Annotated in this window: 14 protein-coding genes and 2 pseudogenes; 7 read left to right on the plus strand and 9 right to left on the minus strand. The window is 46.0% G+C overall.

Features of this window, described 5'->3' with window-relative positions; genetic code table 11:
* Positions 1-122: 122 nt before the first annotated feature.
* Positions 123-289: pseudogene (locus tag NW212_RS09105) on the plus strand (transposase); the annotation flags it as partial.
* Positions 290-408: 119 nt separating this feature from the next.
* Here the strand turns inward: NW212_RS09105 and NW212_RS09110 are convergent.
* Both NW212_RS09110 and NW212_RS09115 read right to left on the minus strand, forming a co-directional pair.
* Positions 409-879: a hypothetical protein gene (locus NW212_RS09110; RefSeq protein WP_258338336.1), complete on the minus strand. Its 471-nt coding sequence runs from the start codon at positions 877-879 to the stop codon at positions 409-411.
* Positions 880-946: 67 nt separating this feature from the next.
* A pseudogene (locus tag NW212_RS09115) lies at positions 947-1,198 on the minus strand (cysteine peptidase family C39 domain-containing protein); the annotation flags it as partial.
* Between the two features lie 313 nt (positions 1,199-1,511).
* On the opposite strand from NW212_RS09115, the gene NW212_RS09120 reads away from it, so the two are divergent.
* From NW212_RS09120 to NW212_RS09145, 6 genes are all read left to right on the plus strand, one after another.
* On the plus strand, positions 1,512-2,171 hold the full coding sequence (locus NW212_RS09120; protein WP_258338337.1) for an RNA polymerase subunit sigma-70: 660 nt from the start codon (positions 1,512-1,514) through the stop codon (positions 2,169-2,171).
* A complete protein-coding gene (locus NW212_RS09125; RefSeq protein ID WP_258338338.1) occupies positions 2,168-2,875 on the plus strand; it encodes a DUF3307 domain-containing protein in 708 nt (235 codons plus the stop codon). The genes NW212_RS09120 and NW212_RS09125 overlap by 4 nt, the downstream gene beginning before the upstream one ends.
* A gap of 3 nt (positions 2,876-2,878) precedes the next feature.
* The gene (locus NW212_RS09130; RefSeq protein ID WP_258338339.1) at positions 2,879-3,238 is read left to right on the plus strand and encodes a hypothetical protein; all 360 of its coding nucleotides are present in this window, start codon (positions 2,879-2,881) and stop codon (positions 3,236-3,238) included.
* 25 nt (positions 3,239-3,263) lie between these two features.
* Positions 3,264-3,860 (plus strand): leucine-rich repeat domain-containing protein, encoded by a 597-nt coding sequence (locus NW212_RS09135; protein WP_258338340.1) that lies wholly within the window; start codon positions 3,264-3,266, stop codon positions 3,858-3,860.
* A 121-nt stretch (positions 3,861-3,981) separates the two neighbouring features.
* Positions 3,982-4,368: a hypothetical protein gene (locus tag NW212_RS09140; RefSeq protein WP_258338341.1), complete on the plus strand. Its 387-nt coding sequence runs from the start codon at positions 3,982-3,984 to the stop codon at positions 4,366-4,368.
* Positions 4,334-5,326, plus strand: coding sequence for a transposase (locus NW212_RS09145; protein WP_258338342.1), 993 nt, complete (start codon positions 4,334-4,336; stop codon positions 5,324-5,326). The genes NW212_RS09140 and NW212_RS09145 overlap by 35 nt, the downstream gene beginning before the upstream one ends.
* Before the next feature lie 334 nt (positions 5,327-5,660).
* Here NW212_RS09145 and NW212_RS09150 read toward each other — a convergent pair whose 3' ends face one another.
* From NW212_RS09150 to NW212_RS09180, 7 genes are read right to left on the minus strand one after another with little or no spacing between them, the layout of a single operon-like run.
* Entirely contained in the window at positions 5,661-6,110 is a 450-nt protein-coding gene (locus NW212_RS09150; RefSeq protein ID WP_258338373.1) for a BT0820 family HAD-type phosphatase, read from the minus strand.
* Positions 6,111-6,149: 39 nt separating this feature from the next.
* Positions 6,150-7,919: a hypothetical protein gene (locus NW212_RS09155; protein WP_258338343.1), complete on the minus strand. Its 1,770-nt coding sequence runs from the start codon at positions 7,917-7,919 to the stop codon at positions 6,150-6,152.
* A 20-nt stretch (positions 7,920-7,939) separates the two neighbouring features.
* A complete protein-coding gene (locus tag NW212_RS09160) occupies positions 7,940-10,189 on the minus strand; it encodes a hypothetical protein (protein WP_258338344.1) in 2,250 nt (749 codons plus the stop codon).
* 8 nt (positions 10,190-10,197) lie between these two features.
* Positions 10,198-10,755, minus strand: a complete 558-nt coding sequence (locus tag NW212_RS09165) for a DUF3575 domain-containing protein (RefSeq protein ID WP_258338345.1) — start codon at positions 10,753-10,755, stop codon at positions 10,198-10,200.
* Between the two features lie 5 nt (positions 10,756-10,760).
* A complete protein-coding gene (locus NW212_RS09170; protein ID WP_258338346.1) occupies positions 10,761-11,468 on the minus strand; it encodes a DUF3575 domain-containing protein in 708 nt (235 codons plus the stop codon).
* Between the two features lie 36 nt (positions 11,469-11,504).
* On the minus strand, positions 11,505-12,122 hold the full coding sequence (locus NW212_RS09175) for a hypothetical protein (protein ID WP_258338347.1): 618 nt from the start codon (positions 12,120-12,122) through the stop codon (positions 11,505-11,507).
* A gap of 21 nt (positions 12,123-12,143) precedes the next feature.
* The gene (locus NW212_RS09180) at positions 12,144-13,559 is read right to left on the minus strand and encodes an undecaprenyl-phosphate glucose phosphotransferase (RefSeq protein WP_258338348.1); all 1,416 of its coding nucleotides are present in this window, start codon (positions 13,557-13,559) and stop codon (positions 12,144-12,146) included.
* Positions 13,560-13,669 lie beyond the last annotated feature (110 nt).

Raw genomic sequence — 13,669 nt, forward strand, 5'->3', positions numbered from 1 at the left:
TTACGGAATTTCATTGTATGGCGGATGACTTTTGCAAGGAATTTGCCAAAGTATAGGAAAAATGCATGGTTGAAGACAGGAGCCATAAGCATCGGAACAAGCCGAATCGGATGGGCGATGCGGACAAAATCCTGCTGAGAAAACGCGCTTTAATTGAAACGGTCAATGACGAGCTGAAGAATATTGCCCAAATTGAACACTCCAGGCACCGCTCCTTCAACAACTTCATTGCAATTCGCTTTCCGCCATAGCAGCGTACTGTTTCTTTGAGAAGAAACTCGCCATAGACTTTTGTCAAGGACGGACAACTTACTATGTTTTGAATTATATCGAATTCACGTTGATTTACTTTTGGCATATTTGTGTGGGCATCGGTCTCAGTAATTTTTCTTAGGTTTCATATGTTTCCTAAAATAAACTCTTAAAAGAATTTAAGATTATATTTCCAAGAAAAATGTTTTCTGTTATTATCGTAACTTTAGATTTTTTTATTTCCATATATAGTAAATTCGCTTGATTTTGGTTTAAAATAATTTCTGTGAATATTAAAGGTGAACCGTTGGTTTTGTTTAATGAACAAACGCGGCCAGTCAGTTCTATTCTTCTTGTCTGTACTTTTTCTACTCTAATTTCGATTCTCTGTCCTATCTGTATCGGAGGGTGAGTATCTGAAAGGATTCTAATTCCACATATGAATTGGTTTGTGGTGTGACTTTTAAGAGGCTTAATTAATACTATTTCTCCTTTTTCTCCTTTTTCTATTTTATAGCAAGGTAGATAAAAACTTCCAATTGTCAAAATAATCATAATCAGAGCAACGATGCTAGTACCCCATCTTACCAGCCAACTAGGGGGAGTTATTAATACATTATCAGCCATGTTTTTCTTCTTTAGATTTCTAATTGATTTTTTACCAAATCATAATATTCACCTTTTAGTTTTAGGTTATCTTATAGAGTACGACAAAATGTTTCTGATTCCAGTGTAAAATACATGGAGAAGAGAATTCATTTATTAACTGTTTCACATTGAATTTAATACCTTGGGTATGAAATCCTATTTTTTCAGCTGCTTCACTGATACCTAATAAAGAAACTCCATTTTTGGAAATGTAACATTTCTCTCGTAAAATATTGAGGGAATAATATTTCCCATAAAAAGCAGCTATCATTTGTAAACATGCTGGGCCACAATATATGTAATTTTATAAAGCATTGATATTTTGTATTATATCATTGTATTATAACGAGTGATGTATGATTTAGTACCATTTTAGTATCGCTATTTCATCTTACTCTTATCACATGTCCTATCACATAAGTGGCATGTTTTTCAAAATAGGAAAGTCAGAAATATAAGTCAGGCAAGATAAGACTTAGAACTTATAATGTATTGTAATAAGCTAAATCACTTATTTCTCCATTTTATAAGTCAATTAACTTATAATATTTTGGTCGGTAGAGATATTATTTATACCTTTGCATTGAACAGTAATTAAACGGATTCAATCTATGTATGCAACCATTTCTGCCGATATAGTTTCGTCCACATCTTTGTGTATTGAAGAAACCATTGCTTTGAAGCAAAGGATAGAAGATTTATTTTCTGTCCTCGAAAAGAGATTTCCCGGATTTTGGGGCAGGTTAATAAAGGGAGATTACATAGAGTGCCTGTTGCCTTCAGCTAAGGACGGCTTCAGAGTTGCTCTTATTATTAAGAGTTGCATTAAGTCTTTTCCTATTGCAGAACCGAAAAAGAAAAAACTGTTCCAAGCATACGGAATCCGTATAGCTATGGGAATAGGTAATATGCGTATTGTTGATAAGGAACACGGCATAATGGATGGAGAGGCGATCTATTTATCGGGACGGACATTAAGCGGAATGGGGACTCCAAACAAAAATGGTACATTCCTTATTGAACCTGCTGATATGCAGCTAAAACCGGCATTACAGACTGTTGGTATGCTGACCGATGCCTTGCTCAATAATGCTACAAAGCGGCAGAGTGAAGTCATTTATTATAAACTTTTGTCTAAAAGCGAGCAAGAAATAGCAGATATATTAGGTGTAAAGCAGTCTGGAATAAACCAGCACTCGACTTCTGCTAAATGGTATTGTATAGAGGAGGCATTAAATTACTTTGAACAACTAGATTTTGAAAACGCATGAATAGCTGGTTATTATTAAGCCTGTTGATGGCTCATGTGATTGGAGATTTCTATCTGCAAAGCGATAAATACTGCAAGAGGAAAGAAGAATCAAGACTTAAAAGCCTTTTTTTGTATGTTCATTCCATAATCATAGGACTGCTTTCATGGGCATTTGTTCCAACAGTTGATTTTGGGGTTTATGCGTTGCTCATATTTGTAACACATTTGATGATTGATGCGGTAAAATCATTTATGCACAAAGGACTGTGGGTATTTTTAATAGACCAGATTGCCCACATCATAATTCTGTGTTTTATTGCGCATCAATACGCATCACAATGTTATTTGCCAATTCAAGACATAGACTTCCTTGACCAAATATCCATTCCTGCATTTATGTTTGCCATATTATGTTGCCTGAAACCTACCAACATTCTTATAAAACTGATATTGGAACGATATAAAATAGGAGAAGATGAATCTTGCAAAAGCATGAAAAATGCGGGGGCACTTATCGGAAATTTAGAAAGAATCCTAACATTGGTATTTGTTTTAATCGGTCAATATGAAGCAGTGGGATTCATAATAGCCGCAAAATCTTTACTTCGTTTTAAAGAAACAGATACAGCCAAGACTGAATATGTATTAGCTGGGACTTTGTTGAGTTTTGGCATTGCAACTATATGTGGATTAATGGTGAAAAACTTTTTTAATACGATATGAATTATGAAACAATTTATAGAAAAGAATGAATTAGAAGTATTATTACAAAATAATGGATATGAATACTATCTTGAAAGGAATATATTACATCTAAAAGAAAAGAATAAAGCTGTTATCCCTTGCGCAACTTCCATGTGGGTTATTTCTAAACCATATAATGACATTTATGAGGCTATAAGTAAATGTAAAGAAATCAATATTCTTGATTTTACGGATAGTGATGGAATACCATCATATTTTTGCAAATTTCCTTTCCTTGAAGAAGTGCGTATAGGGGAAAAGATTGCATTACCGATATTTAAAGATTGCCCTCGGTTATCTCGTGTTACTTTTGTTTCGGAAAAAAATACAATCTATAGATAGTCATTCATTTGAGGGATGGCCACACATGAATAGATTGATTTTGGGAGAAAAGTTGACTGTAATTAATTCGTTTTCATTAACTAATGCAAATATATCTGTCTTAGATTTGTCACAAACGAAACTAAAACGGCTAAATGAACATGCATTTCAAAATGGTAAATTTGAGAAGATTATACTACTGTATGGGGTTGAGATTCTACCTGAATATGTTTTTTGTGGATGCCGAAATCTAAAAGAAATTGTCGGCGAAGGCATAAAAAAAGTAGAATGGAAGGCTTTTGCCGAATGTCCTAATTTGTCATTCCTAAAATTCAATGAAAATATAAAATATGAATCAGTCCACAGAGCTATCAATGGCAATTCTTCTTCAGAAGACTATTTTTTAAGCCGTTGTGGTATCATTATATATAGTGATGAGAATTTTTCATACATTTGGTGTTTTACTGATTTTAGATTTTACTATGCTAAAAGACAAGATGATTCTTTATATTTAAAGATAGTTTATTTTACAACCAAACCTCAAAGTGTAAAAGGTGCATTTCTTCGAATGCTTACTGAGAAGAATATGGAAGAACTTCTACCACGTAATTGGGCAAAATCCAATCAAACTTGTTCCGAATAGATACTATTAGTTCCGAATCGACTACGAATAGCACCGATTCGGAACTAATTCACAAAATTTGGGTCAGTAGATTTTTAGTGGGGATATTTCAGATTAAAGATTAATTCTTTTACTTTGCGGCATGGAAAACGATTATTTGAACATGTTGGCCAGTATAGTACTGCCTACACAGATATTGGATTACTTCTCCATAGTAGGGATATCCCAGACTTCAACGGAGATACATATTAGTCTGGACGAGAGGATGAATCCGGAACTAAGCAAGGACGTGCACTTTGAGTCCAAAGGCTTTATGGAAGCGGTAAGCGTGACGGACTTCCCGATACGCGACCATAAAGTAATTTTGAAGGTACGTCGCAGGCGTTGGACGGATACCCGCACGGGCAAGAGTTTCAGCATTCCAATAGACCTTGACATCGTGGCCAAGGGCACCCGTTACTCCAAGGAGTTCGGGGCTTTTTTAAAAGAGACGTATGGAGACATCCCCGGTGACCTGCCGTACGCTTGAGGATTTCTATCACATAGACGGTCACACGTTCGAGAAGCAGTACAAGGAAACGCTGAGCGGATTCCGTCAGTGGGACCAATTGGAACATGCGGACGAGTGGCTGCTGTTCCCGGAGAATATCGGTCCGCGTCTGGCTATTGACGAGTCCTCGCTCTCTGGCGGTGAGCTGTACACGTTCGTGACCAACCGTGAGGCCCGTACACGTGAGCAATCCTTGATAGCCGTCGTAGCGGGTACAAAAGCGGAGGATGTGATCGCCGTCCTAAAGCGTATAGACGAGGAGCGTCGCAATGCTGTCGGGGAGGTCACGCTTGACTTGTCGGATTCCATGCGCAAGATTGTCCGGACGGCATTCCCCAAAGCCAGCCGCGTCATCGACCGCTTCCATATCCAGAAACTGGCCTGCGAAGCCGTGCAGGAGTTGCGCGTCAAGCACCGCTGGGATGCCATACAGCTGGCTAATGATGAAATGGAGGAAGCCAGACAAAAGGGCAAGGAGTATATCCCGTACAGATTTCCCAATGGTGACACCCGTAAGGAACTGCTTATACGCTCGCGTTACCTCCTGTTCAAGTCCGCCGACAAATGGACCGACAGGCAGAAGCAGAGGGCCGCGATACTGTTTGAGGAATACCCGGACATCAAGACGGCATACGGACTGTGCCATTCCCTGCGGATGACCTTTGCCAAAAACACAATCAAGGATGCCGCACGCCTGTCCATGGCACGCTGGTACAACAAAGTCGAAGAAGCGGGATTCCGCTCCTTTAATGTCATCGCAGCCACCTTCTATGAGCATTATGATGAGATACTCAACTTCTACAACAACCGTTCCTCAAATGCACTTGCTGAATCATTCAATGCTAAAATCAAACTCTTTAGAGCGAATCTCAGGGGAGTTGTTGACAAGAAGTTTTTCTTATTCCGCATTGCGAACTTATATGCATATCCCCACTAAAAAGCTACTGACCCCAAAATTTGCAACGTGGTTTACCGAATGCTTACTCAGGAAAAGGACTCCGGTAAAAACATCCGGGAACTGCTTCCGGATGTCTGGAAGTTGAAGAAGTCCAACGAAAATCCAATTGAAGTCTAATAGAGATACAATAGAACAGCAAACTCTTCCTGTCAACTTTATATTCGTTGATAAGAAGAGTTTGTTGTTTTTTACAAATCTACAATGTGTACTTTATCGGATGCTTACAAAACAGAATCTGGTTGATTTGTGTTCCGACACACCCTCTTATGGTATCTGTTTCCTGTTCCGGGGCTTTCATCAAAGTCGGCCAGGGTCAGCCGAACAGCTTCTTGAAGAAACCTTTCTTTCCTTTCGCTTCACGTTCGTAATCCTTTTCTCCCAGCTTTTCTTCAAGAGCGTCCGCAATAAGGTCAGCGATCTTGATCTTGTGGTGTATGATCCGGTAGATGCTGCCCCAGTCGAGCATTCCCCCCAGGTTTCTGTCGTCGATAAAAATGTCCGCCTTCAGTTTCCTTGAGAAGTGCTGGTGGTTCTCCCGTTCTTCTTCATAATTTGCATTCACGGCATAGAATTCCACCCCGCGTTCCCTGCAGAAAGCCACAGCCTCGTCCAGCAGTTTGCCTTCCCTGACGCTCCACAGCACCAGCCGGTGCCCTTCCTTCTGCAGCATTCTCAGTGTTTCGAAGGCAAAAGGAAGTTCCCGGCCGATTTCCGGGTAGCGGTGTTCCACGAGAGTTCCGTCAAAATCAACAGCTATCAGCATGGTTTTTGTCATTTCGGTTTAACTGTATTCTCTCTGTTTTCAGAAGCGGTAGCTGACTCCGACGCTTCCGCTCAGCACACCCGACAGCTTCTTTGAAGTGTACACACGTGCCGAGGGAGTGATTTTTCCCTTATACCCTCTGGCGCACTCTTCGAGGAAGATACTCCATTCGTCAGAAATCCGGAAGCTTTCCTGCAGTCCGGCCTCAAATCCGAAATAGTTGTTCTTCAGCAGTTCGTGGTGCGTGTAGGCGATACCGGCAAATGCATTCAGCGTGAATATCCGGCTTTCGTTGTAATTGCCTATCAGGTTGGTCACGTCAAGCATATAGTCTGCGGCGATGGAAAACGGATACGTTCCTCCTCCGGTATACGGATAGCGTCCCACTTCCATATATGCCCTTACAGCCGATATGGGCGTATATTTGCGTCCGTATCCGATTGTAGCCTGCTGGCCCACCAGCGAGAAGAAGCTTTGTCCCTTGATGTTGGTGGTGCGCATCGGGAAATTGCCCCCTACGCTTGCATACACAAAGTTATAAGGCTTGAACACGCCCCTTCTTGAATCGAAGTCCGCCTTTCTTCTGCGGTACTGCACACCGAACATGACGCCTAAATTCTGCATGTGGCGGTCCTGGGTTATTCCGCTCTTGTACGGCTGCGTATACTGGCTCCGGCTGTAGCGTGCTTCTCCGAACACGCCGATCTGCTCGTTGACGAAATAGACAAGCTGTGCTGCGGCCGTCGGGCTGTGGAACATGCGGATCTTCTTCGAGTACATTGCGCTGCGGTGTCCCAGTGCCCCCAGTTCGTAACCTGCCGAGAGGTTCACTTCCAGTTTCGGATCGGTCAGCGTGGGCTTGAACAGCGTGTTCAGGTTGACCATCGCTTCTATGCGTCCGCCCATGTAAACTTCTTCACTCTTGTTCTGTTCGGGGTTGAACGTATAGTGGAATCCTCCGAATATTGTTCCGCGGATACCTAGCGGCATGAACCATTTTCCCAGAGAGAGCGAGGCGGCCGGTCCCAGCATCTGCAGTCCGGGCAGGTTGTCGCGCACGTTCTTGACGAAGTCCGCCTGTGTGCCTATGCCAGCTTCGATGAACAGGTTATCCCCGGCATCTTCCGACTTGGGCTTGACAGGCAGATCCGTAAACCGGTAGGTGATGCCGGTAACCACTCCGTAGGCCAGGTCGTAACGCTTGTTGCAGGTATATCCGTCAATTCCGTCGGTATAAAGATACATCTTCGGCTCCACGAACCAGTCCCAGTTCTTCGACAGGTGGTAAGTGGCTTGAAGTCCGGCATGAAGCGACCCCGAGATCTTTGCGTCCTTTCCGTCGCGTTTGCTGGCATAGCCGCCGATACCCAGCACGGTATACAGGTTCATGTGCGCTCCGCTCCGGTATCCTCCGATGTAGTCAGACAGGTTGAACAGGTGGTCGATTTCGATGCCCCCCTGTTTGAATTCATCGTTGAATCCCCCCAGCAGGGTCACCCGGTAAGTATTGAACGGAGTGAAGTCTTTCGACAGGCTGATGCTTCCGTTGTAGTAGAGCGGAAGTCCTGCTCCGGCTCCTCTCAGCTTCTGGATTCCGGCACCTGCCGAAAGCGAGAAGTTTTTCCCGGGCATGTCGTTCCCTACCTTTTTCCCTTGCGGGATATAGCGCTTCTGCAGGGTATAGTCAAGTGCGTTGAAATATCTTTCCGTACTGTCCTTGCGCAGTTTCACTGCCTGTGCGTGCGAGTCTTCAGGCTGTAAGGCACATATGCAGGCGCATAGGACGGGTATAATATATTTAGGTTTCATAGTTTAATCTTATTTGTTTGTTAGTTATACAAATCCAATGCGATCTCTACGGTATCGTCGTCAAATTCACCGTCGTTCTGTGCGATGGATATGAACTTTTTGTCACGCTTGAAGCATTCCGAGAGCATAAACGCAGTGTCATTGATGCTCAAGTCGCCCTTTCTCGCAGAGATGACGGCCTTGAAGTACCAGGTCAGCGCATCTTCCTGCGGCAGCAGTTCAATCTGTTTCAGAGCCTCTGCATCTCCTTCCGGCGATTCGAGCGCCAGATACATCACTACGGCATTCTGCGGCGAAGAGTTCTTTATGGTGTTGAATGTCTTTTCTGCGCGTGCCTTTTCTTCGGGAGTAGCTCCTCCGCGGAAATATCCTCCGATGGCCCATGCGTAAGCCTTCAGCATGTCATACTTCTCGTCCTCCGGAAGCATCTTGGCCAATATGCTTGCGTTGGTGAAGTCGCCCTTGTTGACATACATGCACAGCTGGTTGTTCACAATCGGCGACGGGTTGATGATTTCAACGCGCTGGTTGTCATCGCTTGTGCGCTTGTAGTCGGTGGTGTAGATTGCGCGGTCAATCAGCGGATCCAGAATCTCCGTGTCTGAAATTCCGTCTTCCAGGCACATGACAGCCAGATTGTTTGCCGCCAATGCCCACGGCTTTCCTCTTTCGGCAAGCGACGTTTCGTAAGCCTTGCGGTAGATTGCTTTCAGCTGCTCCCTGTCTTTCAGCAGCATGAACAGCCGCCAGTACTCATAGCGCGTATACGTTCCGTCTGCCCCTTCCTTTTTGTAGAGAGCCATGATTTCCTCGTCGTTCGGCTCGCGGTAGATTTCGTATATGCAGTTGTAGTTTACCTTGCGCAGTTCTTCGAGATATGTTGTGATTACGGATTTGTAGAACGGCAGCTTTTTCAAGGCGATACCCTGCTGGTTCGCGTCTTTGTATCTGGCGAGCACTTCCTTCACCTGAGCCGCTTCGCCCGTTTTTCCGTCACGTTCAAGCAGTGTTACGATGTCCGACCACGGAGCGACGGTTGCCTGCGGATTGCGGTATACGCGTTCCAGAATCTGGCGGGGCAGGATGGAAGTTATTTCGTTTTCGATGCGTTTCATACGTCTTTCCGCCAGAGTCAGGTTCGAGTAGTAGTTTCCGTCCGGCGATGAAGTACCAGTAACGTGGAACTCTTTCAGGATTGCGCCCGGCGACTCTGCGATTTCCTTCAGCCTGTTTCTCAGCATGTCAAGGCTTCTTTTGTTCTCCTCGTTCTGCACAAGCTTGTCCGAATTGATTTCAAACGTCAGCAGGATCTTGTCCGACGTGTTGCGCTTCTGTATTTGCGGACGCTCCTTGTAGTCCATCGGGTCCATTGTCTGGTACAGCATGTTGTACTGGAGGAACTTTAGCGGCCGTTTTGCCTTGCAGGTGTTCACCTCGTATGTGCGGTAAGTGATGGCCGAATAGTCCTCGATGCTGATTGTCGCGTAGCAGTTGTAGCTGTGGGTTGCATCCGGCACCACAACGGTGTCGCGCCAGTGGATGGTCATCGGGTCGCTCGAGAGATACTGGTCCTTGATGATGTACGGGTTCAGCGGGTCACGGCTCATGTCGTATCCCTTTTTGCGGAGCTGTGTCACGGCATATTCTTTTCCGTCGTACACCAGCGGACGCGGGAGCACCACCGTGTCGTTCAGCATACAGTCCACCACATACGGCTGGATGATGAGCCTCGAATAGCGGTTTCCCGTGTGCGACGGAATGTTGAACGTGGTGTAAGGTATATACTGGTTGCCGAACATGATCGGAGCCTGCGGTTCGGGTGCCATTTCCGTGCGTATGCCCGTCACGGTCACTTCACTGAGGTGAAGTCCGTCGTTGATTTCCACGTCTATTTTCATGCGGTGGTCCACTTCCTTGAATACAGCCGTGCTCAGTCCGGCCTTGAAGATCAGGGCGCCGTTGTCGGGTACCATGATTTCGTAGTATCCGTTGTTGTCGGTCGTAGTCTTTGCGTTCTTGTCGAGATGGAACATGATCAGCCTGTCGGGGTCGTTCGGATCCGAGTCGAGCGCCTTCTTTATGTCTTTTCCTTCAGCCACGGTCTTGGCCGCATACACCTGGACTGCGATGTCGGAAAACGGTATTTTCTTTCTTCCGGCGATGTTGTAGACGATACCTGTCACTTTGGTCATCTTCTGGGCTGCAGCCGGAAGCGCGCACCCCAGCAGGCACGTTATGAGGAGAATTCCTGTTTTAAAGTAAGTTTTCATGCTTCATTTCATTTAAATATGTACGTACATGTGATTCCCAGTCCCATCGGCATCACTTTCATGCCGGTGGAATTGTAGTTGTCCGGGGCAGGAGTCCCTTCCTCGTATTTCTGTTCTCTGAACCACATCAGCGAGATGCCTGCGCTGAATTCCAGGTTGAACCGTTTGGTGAGCGGCAGTGCATATCCGTATACAAGCCCCGGTCCTGCGGCGTCGCCGAAGTGGCGTTTCCCGGAGAATGTGGCGTTGTATCTCATGCCCTGCAGTCCCAGGGCGATGAAACTCTGTGCAAGCGGCCGTCCGCTTATCCAGTACCTCGCCTGTATGTCAACACCCTTGATGCTGCAGTCGAGCGGATTCTGGTCGACCGAATAGAATGCACCCGCCATTACGCTGGTCTTTTCGGAAGTGACCAGTTCGAACGAAAGGTTGGGGGTCAGGTTTCCCCACAGGAGTGCATTTGTCTTTGCCGCAATCAGCTGTGCGTGCATGTGAGATACAGCGCATGCCAGCAGCATTGTCATTGCGGCTTTTTGAATTGTCCTCTGGTTAAATAGCTTTAGCATATCCGTTAATATTTAGTTTTCGTTTTAGTATATTTATATTTGATCGAATTGAAGCGGTAAACGATGCCTACCCTGATTTCCGTGGGAAGGGGATAGGGAAGGATGTGCCTTCCTTTTTCCTCCGTGAGCACCGTCTTTCCGTCCGCGAACCTGTATTTGCCGTATTCGGCGTAAAGCATTCCGATGCTCAGTCCCAGATCAAGGTCGAGCCCTCCCTGCTTGCATTGGTATAGCGGCACTTCCCATCCGCCGGTGACTCCCGCCTGAAACAGGTCGCCGGCCACTCCCTTGTTCCACATCAGGTTGAACTTCGTGTATCCGGCATAGATTCCCCAGTAGTATGTCCGCCAGAATTTCGGCATACGTTTCTGTCCGGGGCGGATCTGGAGCGACGGCTTTATGTGCTTCCGCGCCTCAATGCGGTAATCGTTGATTCTCTGCTGGATTTTCTGGTCGAAATTGACGTCTGTATTTCCGTTCCATGTGGCGGATATGCCCAGTGTCCACTTGTTGTATACAGAACTGGATAGGTCATATTCCACTCCAATGTTCGGCATTAGCCCCACCCAGTTTACGGCATTTGATCTGAATGCCCACCTTTCTTTGAACGGAATCGTCTGTTTCTGACTTTTTTCTCTTGCGGCTTGTGCTGTGGCTACCTGAAAACAGCAAACTAATATCAGTAATCCTGTAAAAACTCTCCTAAAAAACATTAACTTGTCTTTTTATTTTATGGTCTATGTTGCATATTAGAAATTGTATGTCATGCCAACTGTCAGCGTGAGCGTTCCTTCTCCGCTTCTGCCGCCGGCCAGTCCGTCCAGCTTGTCGCCCACGATGCTCCCTTTGCCTTCAATGTTCAGGCAGAGATGCTCGTTCATGCGGAAGCTGTTGAGCAGTCCGATGGTCAGTGTCGGAACGGCGTCCGCATTGTGGCGTGCCGCTCTTCTGGCCACACCTATACCCATGAACGGGATGGCGCTGTACAGGCGTTCTTCGTCCGCCCCGACAGCCAGCTCCGAGAGGTTCAGCATGGCGTCAACATGTGCGTGGCCGTAGTTCCACGATTCTTTCTTTCCGGACTTTGTGCCTCCCACTGCGTGCAGCGCATTGAGCTGCAGCCGCACTGCGATGGCGGGGGCTATCCATTTTCCTACGGCAATTTCGCCGCCGGCTCCGAAGCGTTCCCCGAAGCTGATCTGGCTGTCGTAGTCGCCCACATAGCCGTGTATTCCCACGCCTCCCATGAGAAACCATTTCTCATTTTTGGGGAAAGCGTCCCATTTTCCCTGTGCAAATGCCGCAGAGCCGGCAAAAAGCAGCAGCAGTATCAAACATATTGGCTTGAAAGTTCTTGTCGTTTTCATTTTTTTATGTATAAGTTTTGATTAGTAAGCGTTCTTTTCCCCATGGATTGCGTTCGCAATCGTTCTGTAGATGATGAACAGGTCAAGGCCGAAACTCCAGTGTTCGATATACCAGATATCGCCGAGTATGCGTCCTTCCATGTCTTTCAGATCCTTGGTTTCGCCCCTGTAGCCCGTCACCTGGCTCCATCCCGTGATTCCCGGCTTCACGAAGTGGCGCACCATGTATTTGTTGATCAGTTTCGAATATTCTTCCGTGTGTTTCAGCATGTGCGGGCGCGGTCCCACCACGCTCATGTCGCCTTTCAGCACATTGATGAACTGCGGCAGCTCGTCGATGTTCGTTTTCCGCATGATGTTTCCCCATTTTGTCTTTCTCGGGTCGTTCTTTGTGGCCTGCAGCGTGTCGGCCTGCGCGTTCACCTTCATGCTTCTGAACTTGTAGCAGTAGAATTCCTCATCGTTGAGCCCGTTCCGTTTCTGCTTGAAGAAAATCGGTCCCGGCATGGTTATTTTCGTTACGATTGCCACGACGATGAAGATGATGGGGAAGAGCGTGCAGAGGAACAGCAGCGAGAACACGATGTCGAACGTCCGTTTCAGCACCTTGTTTCCGAAGCGGCTCAGCGGATCTCTCCGCAGGCTGAGGTAGGGCACGTTGCCTACCATGTTGAAGTACATGCGGTGGTGCAGGTAGTTGTATACGTTCGGCACGCTGTAGAAGTGAACCACGTGGTTTTCGCAGTAGTCGATGATTGATTTTATCAGCTGTCCGTTCTTCGACGGGAGGCTGCAGTACAGGTAGTGCGTGTTTTCATTCTCTTTCAGGTAGTCGATCACATTTTCCGGAGTTCCCAGGTATTTGCAGTCCCGCGGGAAATCCTCGTTCGGTTCGAAGTCGAAATAACCCTGCACCCTGTATCCCGTATAGTCCTGGTCCGTCAGTTCGTGGTAGAGGTCCTGCATGTTCTGTGTGCTTCCCACGAGCACCACATACCTCAGGTTTCCTCCCCGCTGCCTGTAGCTCTTGACGAACCTGCGGAGCGAGAGCCGGAACAGCGCCATGATTATGAAAAGGATGATCAGATAAGTGAAGTAGAAAAGCGACCATGCATCCAGGAACTTCCCCATGTGCAGAATCAGTCCCGCAAGGATTCCGAATCCGACAATGTTCTTGAATACCTTCGTAATGATTTGGTAAGCATAAACTTTTCGCTTGTAGAGCACAACTCCCACCTGGATTGCGGCGATGAAATAGCAGAGCACGATTATCAGCAGGCTCTGCAGCATCGGTGCATTCATTGTCTTGTTCCAGGGATTGTTTTCCGTCAGACAGCAGTAGAGATAATAAACCGCTCCTGCAACAACAGTTTCGCAGCATACAACAAACAGGTTTACCCACTGGTTGTAAGAATCATAGTTTTTTCTTTCCAGCATATCTAAAAAACTCTCTTTTGTTTACCGGCGCAAATAAACGCTTTTTTTAATGAAAATGTTTAAAAATCGGAGTCCGAAAACGTATTTTTAATAATATTTACCACATGAGG

It is taken from the genome of Bacteroides sp. ET225 (assembly GCF_024733745.1).
GTDB classification, from domain to species: Bacteria; Bacteroidota; Bacteroidia; order Bacteroidales; family Bacteroidaceae; genus Phocaeicola; species Phocaeicola excrementipullorum.

What these genes read in the sequence shown, in the direction of transcription:
- NW212_RS09110 (WP_258338336.1), bottom strand. Translation starts at nt 879, where the DNA reads ATGGCTGATAATGTATTAATAACTCCCCCTAGTTGGCTGGTAAGATGG.
- NW212_RS09120 (WP_258338337.1), top strand. Translation starts at nt 1,512, where the DNA reads ATGTATGCAACCATTTCTGCCGATATAGTTTCGTCCACATCTTTGTGT.
- NW212_RS09125 (WP_258338338.1), top strand. Translation starts at nt 2,168, where the DNA reads ATGAATAGCTGGTTATTATTAAGCCTGTTGATGGCTCATGTGATTGGA.
- NW212_RS09130 (WP_258338339.1), top strand. Translation starts at nt 2,879, where the DNA reads ATGAAACAATTTATAGAAAAGAATGAATTAGAAGTATTATTACAAAAT.
- NW212_RS09135 (WP_258338340.1), top strand. Translation starts at nt 3,264, where the DNA reads ATGAATAGATTGATTTTGGGAGAAAAGTTGACTGTAATTAATTCGTTT.
- NW212_RS09140 (WP_258338341.1), top strand. Translation starts at nt 3,982, where the DNA reads ATGGAAAACGATTATTTGAACATGTTGGCCAGTATAGTACTGCCTACA.
- NW212_RS09145 (WP_258338342.1), top strand. Translation starts at nt 4,334, where the DNA reads ATGGAGACATCCCCGGTGACCTGCCGTACGCTTGAGGATTTCTATCAC.
- NW212_RS09150 (WP_258338373.1), bottom strand. Translation starts at nt 6,110, where the DNA reads ATGCTGATAGCTGTTGATTTTGACGGAACTCTCGTGGAACACCGCTAC.
- NW212_RS09155 (WP_258338343.1), bottom strand. Translation starts at nt 7,919, where the DNA reads ATGAAACCTAAATATATTATACCCGTCCTATGCGCCTGCATATGTGCC.
- NW212_RS09160 (WP_258338344.1), bottom strand. Translation starts at nt 10,189, where the DNA reads ATGAAAACTTACTTTAAAACAGGAATTCTCCTCATAACGTGCCTGCTG.
- NW212_RS09165 (WP_258338345.1), bottom strand. Translation starts at nt 10,755, where the DNA reads ATGCTAAAGCTATTTAACCAGAGGACAATTCAAAAAGCCGCAATGACA.
- NW212_RS09170 (WP_258338346.1), bottom strand. Translation starts at nt 11,468, where the DNA reads ATGTTTTTTAGGAGAGTTTTTACAGGATTACTGATATTAGTTTGCTGT.
- NW212_RS09175 (WP_258338347.1), bottom strand. Translation starts at nt 12,122, where the DNA reads ATGAAAACGACAAGAACTTTCAAGCCAATATGTTTGATACTGCTGCTG.
- NW212_RS09180 (WP_258338348.1), bottom strand. Translation starts at nt 13,559, where the DNA reads ATGCTGGAAAGAAAAAACTATGATTCTTACAACCAGTGGGTAAACCTG.